Raw genomic sequence first — 17,162 nt, forward strand, 5'->3', positions numbered from 1 at the left:
GGGACGAATAAACAATCGCCCAAGAAAGTGTCTAGGGTTCAAGCAACCAGCTATGATTTTCAAGGAATTATGCTTGGTTGCTTGAAATGAAAAGTGTCGCACTTCGGACTTGAATTCAGGTTTAAAGGGGATTATTAGCCTACAAAACTCATGTTATTCTCACTTACGAGAGCTATTTAAGAGAGGGCTATTGCAGAATTTTTAAAAAATGGCGCCTGCTAATTTGGCTTGTTTACTCAATGCTCATCATCGACTCACAGTTTATTTTTAAGTGCTTCTCCACTTTTTATCCACAGCCGCATCGGTATCGTGAAGTAGACCTGAAAAAGCCACGATAACGTGTGCTATCGTGGCTTGTTAGAAACTACTTTTATGCGACTAGATGTTATCTAGGCGCATAACACATCAGCAAATTAGTTTTGATTGATGAAGTAGTTGATCACGTAAGCTGGAAGATCCGCTGCGTTTACTACAATTTGTTCCATCGTATCACGATCACGAACGGTCACTGGTGCGCCTTCTTTTTCGATTGAATCGAAATCGACTGTGACACAGATAGGCGTACCGACTTCGTCATGACGACGGTAGCCTTTACCAACGTTACCGGTGTTTTCATAAAGAATGCGACCCAAGCCCAATTTCTGAAGCTTGTTTTTCAATTCTTTCGCAAGCGCTACGATTTCTGGCTTATTCTTTTTAAGAGGCATGATAGCGACTTTAATCGGCGCTAGATGTGGCTTAAATTTAAGAACCGTACGAGTCGTGCCATTTGGAAGCTCTTCTTCAGTATAAGCTTCTGTCATCACGGCTAATAAACCGCGCTCTAGACCAGCAGAAGGTTCGATACAGAAAGGCACTTCCCATTTACCGGCTTCTAGATCTCGAATCGCCAGTTTCGTTGTCGAATGCTCGTTCTTTTTCACTTTCGCATACAGATCAAACTCTTCTTGTGCTTTTGTATGAGAGCCTAGATCGTAATCGGTACGGTTAGCGACACCTTCTAGTTCTTCAAAACCATGTGGAAACTTGTATAAAATATCCACTGTTGATTTTGAATAATGCGCTAGGTCATCACCCGTTACGTATTCGAATTCAATGTTTTCTTCTGTAAGGCCTTGGTCCAACCACCACTGTTTACGTGTTTTGACCCAAAACTCATGCCATTTTTCGTCTTCACCTGGCTTACAGAAAAATTCCAATTCCATTTGTTCAAATTCACGAACACGGAAGATAAAGTTACGTGGCGTAATTTCGTTACGGAATGATTTACCAATCTGTGCAATACCAAATGGCAGCGTACGAGAAGTAGAGTCCACTACGTTTTTGAAGTTTGTAAAAATACCTTGTGCCGTTTCTGGGCGAAGGTAAGTGTAAGACTCTTCGTTAACCATCGGGCCAACGTTCGTTTTAAACATCAAATTGAAATCACGAGGCTCAGTGACATTAGTAGAACCACAATTGTCACAGACTTTAATGTCTTTCATGTGATCAGCACGCATGCGTGATTTACATTCGTGGCAATCTACCATTGGATCGGTGAAGGTATCTTCATGTCCTGAGTATTTGTAGACGTTTTTATTTTGGATGATAGCGGCATCTAAGCCTTCTACATCATCACGTTCATAAACCATCGAACGCCACCAAGCCGCTTTTAGGTTGTTTTTTAATTCAATACCTAACGGACCGTAATCGTAAGCACCTTGCATACCACCGTAGATTTCACTGCCTTGGAAAATAAATCCGCGACGTTTACACAGGGAAACGAGTTCATCCATTGTTTTAGCTGGCATTTCTAAACACACCTTAAGCAAATTCGTTAGTAGAAAAGACGCTTCATATACAGGAAGCGAATATCAAATATTATCATAATGACACATTGTACTCTGTGGCCGAATTTCGCTCAATGGCGATTACTCGGGAAAATAACTCGCATTTCTTATCGTCTACAACAATAGAATTCCCTATCTATATAAACGCAGAGCAGAGAAATCATAAAAGTTCTCTTATTTACACTTAAAAAGCATCAAATAGGATCATCATCAGGTGATTTTGTCTTCATTATGTAAGATAATTCGTATTAATTACACATTTGAAACATCACTAGGATTTACCATGCGTTCATCGTCTACTCCCATTTTTCTTTTTGGCCTTTTTGGAGTGCTGCCATTTTTAGTGTGGACAATTCTCGCCATGACAGACACCAGAATGATGGGATACACAGGTGTTCAACTCTTTGCTAGCTATGGCGCCATCATTTTAAGCTTCTTTAATGGTGTTATATTTGGACAGGTTTTAGAAAATTCTCAAGGACCTTATAGCCGTCGCATCATGATGTTTACTCATCTCATCACGATCTTGGCTTGGGGCACTATTTTAATGGGCGTACCCACTCTTGCTATCGTGGTGTTACTGCTCGGCTTTATCTCAACCTTTTGGCTAGAAATTCGCTGCCTCAAATTATTATTTTCTAACAATTCCGGTCATTCTAAGATCCGCTTTGCTCTCATCACCGTAGTATGTGTTTTACACATATTAGTGATTTTTCCTCAATATTAGTGGAGAAAGCATTAACGTTTCGGAGCGATTGGAATGTTGACAGTTTTTTATGATGGTAATTGCCCCCTCTGTCTTAGAGAGATGATAGCGTTAAAGGAATACGATCAAGATAATCTCTTACAACTAGAAAACATTTATGACGAGTCATTTAATACTCGTTTCCCTCACATCGACCCTATTCGTGCTGATAAAATTTTGCATGGACAATGGGAAGATGGCACCTTGATTTTTGGCTTAGAGGTAACCTGTTCAGCATGGAAACTGGTAGGAAAACATAAATGGATTCAGGTACTACGCTGGCCTTTTATCAAGCCGATTGCTAACGTGGGGTACCGGTTTTTTGCTCGTTATCGTCACTCTATTGCAGCGGTAATATCAGGCAAGCGCGCCTGTGATCGCTGTAAATAAGACACATAAGGTGCAAAGTAGACACCAAGCTATACCTGAAAATGTAAACTTTTGAGGATCATGCAATGTCTTTTAACGCCCTTATCATTGGTGCGAGCAGTTCCATTGCCCAAGCGGCCGTCACTCTTTTAGCTGATAATCCAGAGTGTCGACGCATTTTTACCGTCAGCCAGTGTCCGCTTAATTTTTCCACAAACAAAGTAACCCCACTACTGTGCGATTACAGTGATAGTTCAATACATAATATTTGTAAGACGCTAAAACCTTATGCTGGCAGCATCACTCAAGTGCTTATCTGTAACGGTATACTTCATACTAATGGGCTTAATAATCAGCCGATCATGCCAGAAAAAAAACTTGAAGATATTAATACCGAGCAGCTTATTCACTTATATCACTGCAATACTGTTGTCCCCATGCTCTGGATCAGTCACTTACTTCCTCTTCTGATAAGCGAACAATCCGTGAAAATGGCAGTATTTAGCGCTCGGATCGGTAGTATTTCAGACAATAAAACGGGGGGATGGTATAGCTATCGCGCTTCTAAAGCGGCCTTAAATATGCTGATACAAACCAGTTCGATTGAATACGCTAGGCGCGCACCAAATGTGAAGCTTGTTGCCTTTCATCCAGGCACCACCGACACACCCTTGTCTAAGCCTTTTCAGAGATCGGTTCCCAAAGAAAAACTATTTACCCCAGAGTTTGTAGCGAAAAGGTTATTATTCGTTCTTGATGAAGCAGAAGTAGACCAAAAAGCCGCCTACCTAGACTGGAATAACATGCCAATAAATTGGTAATACTAAGACATTTTTCTAAAAAATAAGACGAGACCATTTATGGGTGAAATTGATCCAACTGACCGAAAGATTCTAAAATTATTGCAAATGAATGCCAGCTTAACCGCGACCGAGGTCGCAGAACGCGTTGGTTTATCTCAATCACCTTGCTGGCGGCGCATTAACCGACTGCAACAAGAAGGGTTTATTCAGTCCACACAGGCAATTGTAAACCGTCATAAAGTCGGATTGGATATCGTTGTTTTAGTTAATATTAAGCTGTCTTCACATGGTCGAAAAATGCTGGATGAATTTGAGCAGGCTATTGTCGATTTTTCAGAAGTAGTGGAATGTTGGACGATTTCAGGCGCCATGGATTACAGCTTACGTGTAGTGGCAAAAAACATTGGTAGTTATGAAACCTTCTTACGCAGCAAGCTATTGCAGCTGCCTCATATCCAAGAAGCACAAAGCCATTTCACCATGCGCGAAGTCAAGAACGTCACCCAGCTTCCTTTAGACTAGAAACGTCGCATTATATCGAGACAGCAAGGTGACAAAAGGCTTTGCTCTATTATCGGTTATTTAAGCAGTGGATCATCTTTAGGAAGGTGTTTTTGAATCCACAATGCTAATTTATGCTTCATACTTGGCAAATCTTCTTTATCGGCCGGTAATGCCACAATCAACTTATCCAACACTAACAGGCGATAGATGGCCTCGGTTTTTTCATTGGCAGACATAGTCGATGAAAAACCTTCGTAGCCTCGTTTAAGTGCATAATTTTCACCGACTTGTATGGCTTTTTTACTCAGCCCTGCTTCATTTTTAATCTTTTTCATCTTTGTCCTCATCTATTCGTGTATTTGCTCACTAAAGAGTGATTGTCGACTTATTCCATGGAACAAGGGAAATTGTCGACACATTAGCTCAAATCACAGTTTGAAATATTTTCCTGACTCTAGCAGCTTTTTGCATTTTGCCAAATATTTCTACCCAATAAAGCGTAAAAAACGATTATAAACAAAACCTTGAGTACATTTAGTGAAACCTTAAGCGTCTTATATGAGACTAAAGGATAATCTAAAAACACAGAAATTGTCGACAATCTAGCTTGAAAAAGGGGCCAAACAAGATTATAAATAAGCATATTGTCGACAATGTGATGTTTTGTTTCCTTATGAGTAGCGCTTTTTATGAATAACCTTGTTTCCATCAAATCTGCCACGCTGTCTGAAGACATTGCGCAGCAACTTAGCAATGCCATCGTGCAAGGCGACATTCCGCAAGGCAGTAAAATTTCTGAACCAGAACTCGCTAAACAATACGGCGTTTCTCGAGGCCCTCTTAGAGAGGCCATCGTTAAATTAGAAGGGCTTGGCTTGGTTACTCGCACTGCTAATGTCGGCGCGCGCGTTATCCAGTTAAATACGCAAGACATGCTAGACACTTTTAGCATGCGTGAAGCATTAGAAGGTATGGCAGCCAGACTAGCAGCGACGTCGATGCCGCGTAACGAAGTGAATCGTTTGTATGCGCTGCTCGATAAACACCAAGCCTACTTAGATGACAATCAAGACGAGCATTATGTCCAGCAAGGTGGCAATGATGACTTTCATTTACGCATCATTCATGCCAGTGGCAACGCCAAACTGGTCCGTCTGCTGACCGAAGAATTATACGCGGTGATTCGAATGTATCGCCGCCATACTGCTGATCAACGCAGTGACCCGCGCCAAGCATTACGTGAACATCGCGCGATCTTAGACGCCATTGCTAATCACGAAGGCGACCTCGCCGAGCTGCTGATGCGTCGCCATATCAGTCGGGCCAGTCATTTATTAAAGCAAGCGATGGAACTCAGTTCTCTCGCTTCTCAATAAGTCGACCCCCGTTTATTCGAATAACAAAAAGAGAGCCAGATCATGACTAATCTATCTGCCGGTGCCCGTTTTAGAAAAGCGGTTCAAACACAATCTCCATTGCAAGTCGTTGGCACTATCAACGCCTATTGCGCCATGATGGCCGAGCAAACCGGACACCATGCTATTTACTTATCCGGTGGCGGTGTCGCCAATGCCTCGTATGGATTACCAGATTTAGGCATGACCGATTTGCACGATGTGCTGGAAGACGTGCGTCGCATTACCTCGGCGTCTAACCTGCCGCTCTTAGTCGATATCGACACTGGCTTTGGTGGCGCATTTAATATCGCCAGAAGCGTTCAACAAATGGAACAAGCCGGTGCCGCAGCGGTTCACATTGAAGACCAAGTGCAACAAAAACGCTGTGGCCACCGCCCGAATAAAGCCATCGTCAGCCAGAATGAAATGGTCGACCGCGTGAAAGCTTGTGTTGATGCTCGCCGTAACGACGACTTTGTCATCATGGCGCGTACCGATGCCTTGGCAGTAGAAGGCATGGAATCCGCTATTGAGCGAGCCATTGCTTGTGTTGAAGCCGGTGCGGATATGATCTTCCCTGAAGCCATGATCACATTGGACCAATACAAAGAGTTTGTGGCGGCAGTGAATGTGCCAGTGTTGGCGAATATCACTGAATTTGGTGCGACGCCATTGTTCAGTAAAGAAGAGTTAGCCAGCGCAGGGGTTGACCTCGTGCTTTATCCACTGAGTGCGTTTAGAGCAATGAACAAAGCGGCGCTTAATGTCTACCAGCATTTGTTAAACGACGGTCATCAACGTGCCACGGTAGACACTATGCAGACCCGCAACGAGCTCTACGATTTTCTTAACTACCACGATTACGAAGACAAGCTAGACGCGCTTTTCTCAGAACAGAAAACGCAAAAATAAGGTGCGTTTCACCTTATAAAAACCATGAAGAAAATTGCATAAAATAGATTGCATAAAAAGATCGTATAAAAAGACATAAAGCACAGTGAATAAATGATTTCTCAGCGAACAATAATAAAGGAGAGACGACATGGCTAAAGTACTTTCTGGTGCCGGTTTACGTGGACAAAGTGCCGGTGAAACCGCCCTTTGTACGGTTGGTAAAGCGGCCGCAGGGTTGACCTATCGCGGTTACGACATTGATGTTCTAGCCGACCACGCAAGCTTTGAAGAAGTGGCGTATTTGTTACTCTACGGGGCCTTGCCTAACCGAGTTCAACTGCAAGACTACGAACAGAAATTAATGCAATTGCGCAGCCTTCCTGAGCCACTCAAAGCGGCTTTAGAATTGATCCCTAAAGACGCACACCCAATGGATGTGATGCGCACAGGTTGTTCCTTCTTAGGCAATCTTGAACCAGAGCTAACGTCCGAGCAGCAGCCTTTTTCCGGCCAATTGTCCGCCGCGGATCGTCTGGTTGCTACCTTGCCAGCCATCGTGGTCTATTGGTATCGCTTTACCCATGATGGTGTGCGCATCGACACACAAAACCGTCATGTGCCATCACTGGCTGGCCATTTCCTGACCATGCTTCACGATAAAGAACCTAGCGCATTGCACACTAAAGTCATGAATGTGTCGCTGATTCTGTACGCTGAACATGAATTCAATGCGTCGACCTTTACCGCTCGTGTCTGCGCTTCTACCTTGTCGGACATGTACTCTTGTGTCACCGGCGCCATTGGCAGCTTACGCGGACCACTGCATGGTGGTGCAAACGAAGCGGCGATGGAGATGATTGAGCCTTGGCAATCGCCTGATGAAGCGGAAGCGGCGCTGATGGAAAAACTCGCCAATAAAGAAAAAGTCATGGGCTTTGGTCATGCGATTTACAGCGAACGCGATCCGCGCAATGACATCATCAAAAAATGGTCTAAAAAACTCAGCGAAGAAACCGGCGACGACCACTTATACGCAGTGTCAGAACGTTGCGAAGCGGTTATGTGGCGCGAGAAAAAACTCTTCTGTAACGCCGATTTTTTCCATGCGAGTGCCTACCGTTTTATGGACATCCCAACCAAGTTGTTTACGCCTATTTTTGTCTGCTCGCGCATCACAGGATGGGCCGCTCACATTATGGAACAAAGAGCCAACAACCGGATTATTCGCCCTAGCGCAGATTATATCGGCCCAGATCACGCCGAGTGGGTGGAGATAGACAAGCGTCCATAAACCGATTTCAGCAGCGTATTTATCACTCTATTGATCACGTTATTGATTACTTTTTAATAACGTTAATATCTTCTTAAAGTTTAAAGGAAAGCACATGAGCGCCAACGTAGATGTAAACAACCGCCCAGATTACGACCAAGTCATCCAAGATATTGCTGACTACGTGATCGATTATAAAGTCAGTAGCCAAGAAGCGATCGATACCGCTCGTAACTGCCTAATGGACACCCTTGGCTGTGGCTTACTCGCCCTACGCTTCCCAGAATGTACAAAACATTTGGGCCCTGTTGTGCAAGGCACAATAGTACCGAATGGCGCACGAGTTCCTGGTACTTCTTTGTCTCTCGACCCAGTCAAAGCGGCTTGGGACATTGGCTGTATTATTCGCTGGCTTGACTACAACGACACTTGGTTGGCGGCAGAATGGGGACACCCTTCGGACAACCTAGGCGGCATTTTGGCTGTAGCCGATCACTTGTCTCAAGTTCGTCTATCGAATGGTGAAGCGCCGCTAACCATGCGAGAAGTACTAGAAGCCATGGTCATGGCCCATGAGATCCAAGGCGTTATCGCGCTTGAAAACTCCTTTAACCGTGTGGGTTTATGCCACGTACTGTTAGTAAGAGTCGCTTCGGTAGCCGTTGTCACCAAAATGATGGGCGGCGATCGTGAGCAAATCATGGCCGCCATTTCACAAGCTTGGGTCGATGGCTCAGCGCTACGCACCTACCGCCATGCGCCGAATGCAGGTTCTCGTAAATCTTGGGCAGCCGGCGACGCTACCTCTCGTGCTGTACGCTTAGCAGACATGTCGATGCGTGGCGAAATGGGCATTCCAAGTGTGCTAACCGCGCCACAATGGGGCTTTTATGATGTGTCTTTCTCGAAAACAAACAAAGACCAAGCGCTAAAACCAGAAGCCGAGCGTCAGTTCTCTTTCTCTCAAGATTACGGCACTTATGTAATGGAGAATATTTTATTTAAGATTTCTTTCCCTGCTGAGTTCCACGCTCAAACCGCAGCAGAAGCCGCGGTCACTTTGCACCCTCAAGTCAAAGACCGTTTGGCTGAAATCGATAAAATCGTCATTCGTACTCATGAGTCAGCGATTCGCATCATTTCAAAATCTGGCCCATTAGCCAATGCGGCCGACCGAGACCATTGCTTGCAATACATGGCCGCTGTGCCATTAGCCTTTGGTAACTTAATCGCTGAGCATTACGAAGATGACTTCCATGCCACGCACCCGATCATTGATGAGCTGCGTGAAAAAATGGAAATCGTTGAAGACAAACGTTTCACGGCAGAATATTTAGAAGCCGACAAGCGTTCCATTGCCAATGCGATTCAAGTCTTCTTCAAAGACGGCAGTAGCACGGAAGAAGTGGTCGTGGAATACCCAGTTGGCCATCGCCGTCGTCGTGAAGAAGGCATTCCTTTATTGGAGCAGAAGTTTAAAAACAACTTGGCAACTCGCTTCCCTAGCCGCCAATGCCAAACTATCTTCAGCCTTTGTAAAGACCAAGCGACACTAGAACAAACACCGGTAAACCGCTTTATGGATTTGTTCGTTATCGCCTAACTGACGGCCTTGATGCTTAGGCTCAGGTTTCACCCGTCACCATAAGTGGCTATAGCACAAAATAGCCAAAGCACTTAATGGCCAAAAGCACTTATTCCGATAAGTGCTTTTTTGTTTATTGGCTCTGCCTCATGGTCACAGTATCATACGCTGACCATGAGGAGATTTTATGCATTCATCTGACAACCACCGCCACTGTTTTCTATTAAAAGGATCTGTTCCTGAGGTGTTGTCAGATTTTCTACGGCTCTGCGAGCCGCTCACAGAACCGCTTATTTGTGCTCATGACATTACGCCCTATCAGCAACTTGCCTCGTCACAAAATACATCGTTTCAAACCTGCACTTTTAAACAAGCGCGCCAAGAACTTGGCAGCAGCCATGATGCGATTTTGGTGGATTTAACCCATGGTGTGTCGGCAAGCGCGCTTGCTATTTTAGCGGGTACCGTACGTGGCAATGGCGTGTTTGCCATCGCCTTACCTGAGGGCGACTGGCTGTCTATCGTCGATCAAGATTTACCTCGTTACTTGCCTTGGCCTTATGAAAGCAAACAAATCGACTCAAGCTTTAAACGCTTTTTATTGGCGCGCCTGGAAAATAGCACATCGCCTTTTACGGCCATTTCAAGCAAACGCCACTCGCCTCACCAAACACCTTTGCCTGTCTTGGAATGTCTTAATGAAAATGCCCCATTAACTCAAGAGCAAACAGCGGCACAAGCTTGTTTACTAGATCTAAAAGCCAAGTCCTATGTACTGATTGCTCCTCGCGGTCGAGGCAAATCAACACTACTCGGTGATAGCCTTGCTAAGCTGCAGCAAGCCGGTAAAAAGGTCGCTTTAACCGCCGCCAATCAAACCGCCATTACGACCCTAAAAAAACGCTATGAAAGCCTTGTTGCAGAATCAGACTTCGAGTTCCCTTTCATTGCCCCTGACGCCTTACTCTCGATGGACGCTCATTGGGATGTTCTGCTGGTCGATGAAGCCTCAAGTATTCCGCTTCCTATGCTCATAGCGCTCAATGAAAAAGCCGATCATTGCCTTTTTAGCACCACAGATTATGGCTACGAAGGCGCAGGGAAAGGCTTTGGCATCCGCTTTTGTACCTACTTAGAAAGTCAATCCGATCATCAGCGACGACCACTGGAGCGGCTTACCTTACGTCGTCCTATTCGGTGGGGGGAAAATGACCCACTGGAAAACTGGATCAATGATTGTTTCTTTTTAGCGCCAGAACCCAACACAGAAACCCCATGCTCGGCGCTTAATAACGATCCATTTTATGCTGAATACCGTGCCATCAAGGGAGCCGAATGGCTAACGCAGGCGACTCTCTTGTCGCAAACGTTTCAACTCTTGGTCAGCGCGCACTACCAAACCTCTCCAGATAACTTACGTTGGGTACTTGATGATCCTTCGGTTTCAACGTATATATCGATGCAAGACAACCGTCTTCATAGCGTGGCAATTGTCACGGAAGAAGGCCCCCTCCCAGATGAGCTCAGTGTTGCTGTGCTGCAAGGCACGCGCCGACCTCGTGGTCATTTGATACCACAATCTTTATTGGCTCATGAAGGCATAGAAGACGCAGGGCAATATCGCTATTGGCGCATCAGCCGTATCGCGACGCAAGCCAATGAGCAAAACAAAGGACTGGCCAGTGAACTGCTGAACCACTTAGAAATACGCGCTAAAAGCACCATCGCAAGTGAACGCTGTGACTTTCTTTGCACCAGTTTTGCAGCCACCCTAGAAGTGGTGGCGTTTTGGCTCAAGAATGGGTTTGTCCCAGTACGCCTTGGTACCACTAAAGATCAAGCCAGTGGCAGTTACTCATTGATGATGGTAAAACCGCTGACAGACGAAGCGCGACAACAAGCGTCTCGCTGGCATCGGGGGTATTTGGCCAACCTTGCGATCAATTTGCCCCGAGATTACGCCGATATCGATGCTGAGCTAGCCCTTAAACTCACAACCTCATGCCTAAATGAGACTCACCATAATATCGCGGCATGCCCGCAAGACTTGACTGAAAAAGACAACAAAGACCTTAGCCTGTTTGTCTATCACCACCGACCTTATCTCACCATACGCGCACAACTTACGCGGCTGGTGGTCAGCAAAATCAGCCATCATCAACTAACCACAACGCATCCAGATTACCCTCTGCTACACGCTGTTATTAGTCAACCAGCCAACCGAATAGACTTCTCAGCCTTTCATTTAAACACCAAGAAACAAGTTGATAAGCACTTAAAGTCTGTCATTAAAGGCTTGATAGATTAATGCATTAAAGCTTCACCCTTAAAAATGAGCGAAAGCTCACCCACCAGAACATCCAAAATGGGTGAAATACCACCCAAAAAACCCTCTCATTCTTTTCTACAACCAACCAAAAATACAATATATTACTTATAAATCATAACGTTAAGTCTAATATTAAAGAATTGGCACAAAATGTGTAATAAGTAATGCAGCAATGTTACTTATTAACCTTGTTATCCGACTAACAAAGACTAGTCGAGCAACAATAATAATTATTTAGTTTTGGAGTCCAAGAACAATGAAAAAACTCAATTTAGTCCTGACCACTCTCGCCCTTACTTTTTCTGCCGGAACCGCTTTTGCCGCTTCCGCTTGTGATCCAGGTGAACGCGTTGTTAAATTTAGCCACGTGACTGGTGGTACAACTCACCCTAAAGTTGTCGCAGCTAATAACTTCGCAGATCGCATAAACAAAGAAATGAACGGCAAATTGTGTGTCGTTGTTTACCCTAACTCAACTCTATTCGGTGACTCCAAAGAGCTTGAAGCCCTACTATTAGGCGATGTTCAATTACTTGCTCCTTCTTTAGCTAAATTTGGTTCTTACACACCTAAATATGGTGTTTTTGATCTACCGTTTATCTTTAAAGACATGGACCAAGCCATTCGCTTTACCAAAACACCTGAAGGTAAAGACTTGTTGATGGCAATGAAAGACAACGCTGGGTTCGTTGGCTTGGGTTATTGGATGTCTGGCATGAAATACTTCTCTGCCAATAAAAAATTGATTCTACCTAGCGATGCAGAAGGTTTGAAATTCCGCGTACAAACCTCAGATGTTGCAAAAGCCATGATTAAAGCAATGGGTGCATCACCACAAGCGATGGCATTTTCTGAAGTATATGGCGCATTGCAAACAGGTGTCGTAGACGGCCAAGAAAATACTTGGTCTAACATTTACACGAAAAAATTCTACGAAGTACAAGACAGCATCACAGAAACAAACCACCAGTTGTTAGCGTACTTGTTCATGACGTCACAGGACTTTTTAGACAGTCTTTCACCAGCAGATCGCGCGCAATTCCTAGCCATTGCTGATGAAGTCACTCAAGAAGCTAACGAATCGGTTAAAGCAAAAGAAGCGGCTAACCGCGCCAATATCCTAAAAGCAGGTGGCAAGATCAATACGTTGACCCCAGAACAGCGTCAAATTTGGGTTGATACGATGAAACCTGTATGGAAGAAATTCCAAGGCGATATCGGTGAAAACATCATCAACGCAGCTGCTGGCGCGTAATTAATCGCTCAAGACTCAGTAAGAGCTGGCCTAACTAGGCCAGTTCTTACTAAATTAAGTGACTCGCTTTCTTTATAACCTTTTCGCAAAGAATAAGCCTCTCCCACTTTACTCGTTAGCGCTGCGCTTTATATTTGTTCAGGAGACACCCAATGGCATATTGGCCACATATATATTTACTGATTTTCATCCTCGTGCTTTGGGCATTGGAAAAATGCTTTCCAGCGGTGATGGAACGAGCAGAAGAAAACCTACTTATCCTCGTTATTTCATCGATTATGGTGGTCTCATTTGGTCAAGTTATTGCACGCTACGGTTTTAATACTGGCTGGGACGCGGCATTAGAATTTAATACCATCGCTTTCTCTTGGTTAATCCTTCTTGGTATGAGCTATGGCATCAAAACGGGGATTCATCTTGGGGTCGACATCGTTCTTAATGCCGTGCCTAAACCGATATCGAAAGCGCTATCTTTGTTCGGTGCTTTCGCGGCCATTATGTACGGCCTTATTCTTCTTGATTCCACTTGGTTAGCTTTATTAGGAGTGGACGCTCGCGGTGGTGCTATCGAATATTGGGCGAAAATGTTCAAAATTGGCATTGGCACTGAAGAACTTCGTTACCCTGTTTTTATGCAAGATATGTTTGATTTACGCCCACGCGTTCAACGCTGGTTAGTGTTGGTCATTTTACCTATTAGTTTAGCCATGCTCTCTCTCCGCTCTTTGCAGGCCTTTATCGATATCGCACGTGGTAAACGTGACATGTTGATCAGTGGTCATGAAGCACAAGAACTGGTCAAAGAACACAAAGACGCCTTAAAAGACTAGCCGAGTTAGGAGCTTACTGTGGAAGCGATTATTTTATTTGTTTTAGTACTAGCGATGCTGTTTATCGGTATTCCTGTTGGTATTTCGCTGGGCTTATCGTCCATTCTATTTATTACATTTTTCTCCCATGACTCTTTGTCATCGGTTGCTATTTCCCTGTTTGGGGCGGGTCAACATTATACTTTGTTGGCCATCCCTTTTTTCATTCTCGCCTCGTCCTACATGTCGACAGGCGGTGTTGCAAAGCGCTTGATCAACTTCGCCATTGCCAGTGTCGGACACTTTCGCGGTGGTTTAGCCATGGCTTCTGTGTTGGCTTGTATGATGTTCGCAGCCTTGTCTGGTTCATCACCAGCAACGGTAGTCGCTATTGGTAGTATCGCGATCGTTGGTATGCAGCAGGTCGGTTACTCAAAAGAGTTTGCTTCCGGCATCATCGCGAACGCAGGTACCTTGGGCATTTTGATTCCGCCTTCTATCGTGATGGTGGTTTATTCCGCGGCAACAGATGTGTCTGTTGGTCGTATGTTCTTGGCGGGTGTCATTCCTGGGCTATTAGCCGGCAGCATGCTGATGTTGGCAATCTATGTTGTCGCACGCATTAAGAACCTACCTGCCGAAGAGTGGAAAGGCTTTGGTAATCTCGTGCGTGGCGGTAAAGAAGCGGGCTGGGGCTTGTTCCTTGTCGTCATCATCATGGGAGGAATTTACGGTGGTGTATTTACACCAACGGAAGCCGCGGTTGTGGCCGCCATTTATTCCATTTTTGTCGCTCTGTTTATCTACCGTGATATGGGGCCTCTAAAAGGCGAAACTTGGACGAAAGACAGCGACGCTTCTCATGCTCGTGTTGGCTTTAATGGCACAGTGTACGGCGTGTCTTTTTTCCTTGTTTGGGAAATCATGTCGTTCTTTGCTCTCGCTGGTAGCGAAACAATAACAGGCGGTGACCGCGCTCTTTGGGGAGCGGTTATGTCGGTGGCTTTGGCCGTGTTCTATGTTTATAAACGTTCGTCGAAATTAGAACAATCCATTGGCACATGCTTAATCGCAGGCTTGCCTATTTGGAGCCGTAACCTTTCTCTTATGTTACGTGGTTTCTTCCCTGCCTTATTTGGTGATGAGTCTCGTAAAGTCATGTTGGAAGGGACTAAAACCACCATCATGCTGATGTTTATCATCGCTAACGCTTTGTTGTTTGCCCACACACTATCGTCTGAACGTATCCCTCAGATGATCACTGAATGGATGTTGGGAGCTGGCTTTAACTGGTTTACTTTCTTAATCGCAGTCAATATCTTGCTGTTGATTGGTGGTCAGTTTATGGAGCCATCAGGTCTGTTAGTCATTGTGGCACCTGTAGTTTTCCCAATCGCGATGAAACTAGGTGTCGATCCTATCCACCTCGGTATCATCATGGTGGTTAACATGGAAATCGGTATGATTACCCCACCAATTGGTTTGAACCTATTCGTGACATCCGGTATCACAGGTATGAGTTTGGCTCGTGTTGTTAAAGCCGCAATGCCATTTGTACTTGTTTTGATGGTGTTCTTAGTATTGGTGACTTACATCCCTGCTCTTTCTACTATGCTGCCATACAGCATTATGGGCCCAGAGATTGTTCACTAAACCATACATGAGTTTCAGAACAGAACAGAACAGCATTATTCGATTTTGGCGTCCTTCGGGGCGCTTTTTTTTGGCTATGATAAAGTAGATTCATGCTTCTTTATTTCTGACTAGGTCAATAAATTTCACATTATTAACTATCATGCTTTTATCTAAAAATACCCCTTCTAGCATTCGCCCCTGATTCAGAGTGGTGGTAATTGTCCTCTTCTTTACAAATTGATAGCAACTACGATTATTAGGTCAAGAGTACACTCTAACTAACCACCCTAAAAAGGAGCCTTTGATGTTTTCAGCCCGATCATTTTGCCATACCGCACTAATCACAGCGGGATTAACCTGTGCGATGAGCGCACTTGCAGCAGACCATATTGTCAGTACGAAATACGGTGATGTAAAAGTAAATAACAATATAAAACGTGTTGTTACCTTGTATGAAGGAGCTTTGGACATCAGCTACGCATTAGAGGTTGAACCTGTTGGTGCTATTGCGGCACCCAACAGCGATATGACGCCCACCTATTTTGGCGATCAAACAAAAGGCATCAATATTGTAGGGACAACTCATAACATAAACCTCAAAGCCGTGGCAGCAGCGCATCCTGATATCATTTTAGCGCCGACTAGCCTATCGGCTGATGAATATAAGTTGCTGTCAAAAATTGCACCAACCATTGTGCCAAAATTAAATGCCCATGCCTCATCATCCTGGGAGGACGACACTCGACTATTCGGTAAAGTCTTTAACAAATCACAAGAAGCCAAAGCCGTCATTGATAATATTCATGATCGTGAGGCCGACATTAAAAACATCGTTGAAGTGAAAGTGCCGAATACGCAACTTAGCACTTCTGTTATTCACTGGACGCCACAAGGCGCGCTTATTATGTCTTCTAACACCTTCGCTAATAGCGTTTTAGAAAGCACTGGGTTTAAGGCAAATGATGATAATTTGGTAAAAAAAGGTAGCTTGTATAGCGGCCCATTAGATCTTAAAAAACTAGCAAAAATTGATAGTAATTGGTTGTTCCTAGCAACGCCTAATGTAGGCAGCAAGAAAACTTTAAAAGCAGTGGAAAAAACGACTGTTTTCACACAAATAAATGCGATAAAAAAAGGCCATGTCATTCCTGTTAGTAGCCAAGTTTGGACTGACAGTTCAGGTCCAATTGCAGCAAATATTGTTCTAGATGATATCCAAAACCTACTGGATAATCATATTTCCTACCCAGAATAATCTCTCCCTATAAGAAGATGCTATCTGTTGATAGATTCAACTTGGCGATCAAATACACAAAAATGCCAGCGATCGTGCTGGCATTTTTGCGCCTGACGGCTATCCAAATAGAGACTAAACAACGACGCTAAAGCCTTCGAACTTTGGTGGCCCAAGGTAGACCCCTTTTGATGAGCCTGCGTTGGCGTGGGCTTTTTTGAATGCCTCAGATTGGGTCCAGTCACGGAACGCCTGCTCGCTTTCCCAAATAGTATGAGAGGCAAACAGCGAGCACTCTTCATCAGTCGCGCCTTTGAGTAAGTGAAACTCTTTGAAACCAGGCACATCTTTTAAGTGTGTATCACGGTTGCGCCAAATATCGGTAAACTCTTCTTCACGACCTAACGCAATACGAAAACGGTTCATTGCAATGTACATAGTGTCTCCTAAAAATAGTGATTAGCAACGAGATCATCATAGATAACAACTTACTGAACGGGAGTA

The 17,162-nt window shown here is 44.5% G+C and carries 16 protein-coding genes; 13 read left to right on the forward strand and 3 right to left on the reverse strand.

Annotated features, from left to right (window positions below):
- Positions 1 to 413 precede the first annotated feature (413 nt).
- Positions 414 to 1,790, reverse strand: coding sequence for a glycine--tRNA ligase (locus E0D70_RS13545; RefSeq protein ID WP_133012826.1), 1,377 nt, complete (start codon positions 1,788 to 1,790; stop codon positions 414 to 416).
- A gap of 322 nt (positions 1,791 to 2,112) precedes the next feature.
- Here E0D70_RS13545 and E0D70_RS13550 point away from each other — a divergent pair, with 322 nt between their 5' ends.
- The 4 genes from E0D70_RS13550 (at position 2,113) to E0D70_RS13565 (ending at position 4,268) form a co-directional block, all read left to right on the forward strand.
- On the forward strand, positions 2,113 to 2,556 hold the full coding sequence (locus E0D70_RS13550; RefSeq protein ID WP_133012827.1) for a DUF3429 domain-containing protein: 444 nt from the start codon (positions 2,113 to 2,115) through the stop codon (positions 2,554 to 2,556).
- Between the two features lie 33 nt (positions 2,557 to 2,589).
- Positions 2,590 to 2,964, forward strand: coding sequence for a thiol-disulfide oxidoreductase DCC family protein (locus E0D70_RS13555; RefSeq protein WP_133012828.1), 375 nt, complete (start codon positions 2,590 to 2,592; stop codon positions 2,962 to 2,964).
- A 65-nt stretch (positions 2,965 to 3,029) separates the two neighbouring features.
- Complete coding sequence (locus E0D70_RS13560) at positions 3,030 to 3,764, forward strand: SDR family NAD(P)-dependent oxidoreductase (protein WP_133012829.1); 735 nt, start codon at positions 3,030 to 3,032, stop codon at positions 3,762 to 3,764.
- A gap of 39 nt (positions 3,765 to 3,803) precedes the next feature.
- The gene (locus tag E0D70_RS13565) at positions 3,804 to 4,268 is read left to right on the forward strand and encodes an Lrp/AsnC family transcriptional regulator (RefSeq protein ID WP_133012830.1); all 465 of its coding nucleotides are present in this window, start codon (positions 3,804 to 3,806) and stop codon (positions 4,266 to 4,268) included.
- 56 nt (positions 4,269 to 4,324) lie between these two features.
- Here E0D70_RS13565 and E0D70_RS13570 read toward each other — a convergent pair whose 3' ends face one another.
- Complete coding sequence (locus tag E0D70_RS13570; RefSeq protein WP_133012831.1) at positions 4,325 to 4,585, reverse strand: DUF5062 family protein; 261 nt, start codon at positions 4,583 to 4,585, stop codon at positions 4,325 to 4,327.
- A gap of 354 nt (positions 4,586 to 4,939) precedes the next feature.
- On the opposite strand from E0D70_RS13570, the gene E0D70_RS13575 reads away from it, so the two are divergent.
- From E0D70_RS13575 to E0D70_RS13615, 9 genes are all read left to right on the forward strand, one after another.
- Positions 4,940 to 5,626, forward strand: coding sequence for a GntR family transcriptional regulator (locus E0D70_RS13575; protein WP_133012832.1), 687 nt, complete (start codon positions 4,940 to 4,942; stop codon positions 5,624 to 5,626).
- A gap of 42 nt (positions 5,627 to 5,668) precedes the next feature.
- Positions 5,669 to 6,559, forward strand: coding sequence for a methylisocitrate lyase (gene prpB / locus E0D70_RS13580; RefSeq protein WP_133012833.1), 891 nt, complete (start codon positions 5,669 to 5,671; stop codon positions 6,557 to 6,559).
- 130 nt (positions 6,560 to 6,689) lie between these two features.
- Positions 6,690 to 7,832: a bifunctional 2-methylcitrate synthase/citrate synthase gene (prpC, locus tag E0D70_RS13585; RefSeq protein WP_133012834.1), complete on the forward strand. Its 1,143-nt coding sequence runs from the start codon at positions 6,690 to 6,692 to the stop codon at positions 7,830 to 7,832.
- Between the two features lie 94 nt (positions 7,833 to 7,926).
- On the forward strand, positions 7,927 to 9,414 hold the full coding sequence (gene prpD, locus E0D70_RS13590) for a 2-methylcitrate dehydratase (protein ID WP_133012835.1): 1,488 nt from the start codon (positions 7,927 to 7,929) through the stop codon (positions 9,412 to 9,414).
- A gap of 169 nt (positions 9,415 to 9,583) precedes the next feature.
- A complete protein-coding gene (locus tag E0D70_RS13595; RefSeq protein WP_133012836.1) occupies positions 9,584 to 11,704 on the forward strand; it encodes a tRNA(Met) cytidine acetyltransferase TmcA in 2,121 nt (706 codons plus the stop codon).
- A gap of 277 nt (positions 11,705 to 11,981) precedes the next feature.
- Positions 11,982 to 12,980 (forward strand): TRAP transporter substrate-binding protein, encoded by a 999-nt coding sequence (locus E0D70_RS13600; protein ID WP_133012837.1) that lies wholly within the window; start codon positions 11,982 to 11,984, stop codon positions 12,978 to 12,980.
- Between the two features lie 152 nt (positions 12,981 to 13,132).
- Positions 13,133 to 13,810 (forward strand): TRAP transporter small permease, encoded by a 678-nt coding sequence (locus tag E0D70_RS13605; RefSeq protein ID WP_133012838.1) that lies wholly within the window; start codon positions 13,133 to 13,135, stop codon positions 13,808 to 13,810.
- 18 nt (positions 13,811 to 13,828) lie between these two features.
- Positions 13,829 to 15,442 carry a TRAP transporter large permease gene (locus E0D70_RS13610; protein ID WP_133012839.1) on the forward strand — a complete coding sequence of 538 codons (1,614 nt, stop codon included), beginning with the start codon at positions 13,829 to 13,831 and terminating at the stop codon, positions 15,440 to 15,442.
- 286 nt (positions 15,443 to 15,728) lie between these two features.
- Complete coding sequence (locus E0D70_RS13615) at positions 15,729 to 16,679, forward strand: ABC transporter substrate-binding protein (RefSeq protein WP_133012840.1); 951 nt, start codon at positions 15,729 to 15,731, stop codon at positions 16,677 to 16,679.
- A 114-nt stretch (positions 16,680 to 16,793) separates the two neighbouring features.
- On the opposite strand, the gene hmuQ is transcribed toward E0D70_RS13615, so the two are convergent.
- Positions 16,794 to 17,096 (reverse strand): heme-degrading protein HmuQ, encoded by a 303-nt coding sequence (hmuQ, locus tag E0D70_RS13620; protein WP_133012841.1) that lies wholly within the window; start codon positions 17,094 to 17,096, stop codon positions 16,794 to 16,796.
- Positions 17,097 to 17,162 lie beyond the last annotated feature (66 nt).

This window comes from Marinomonas flavescens, from assembly GCF_004352835.1.
Taxonomy (GTDB): Bacteria; Pseudomonadota; Gammaproteobacteria; order Pseudomonadales; family Marinomonadaceae; genus Marinomonas; species Marinomonas flavescens.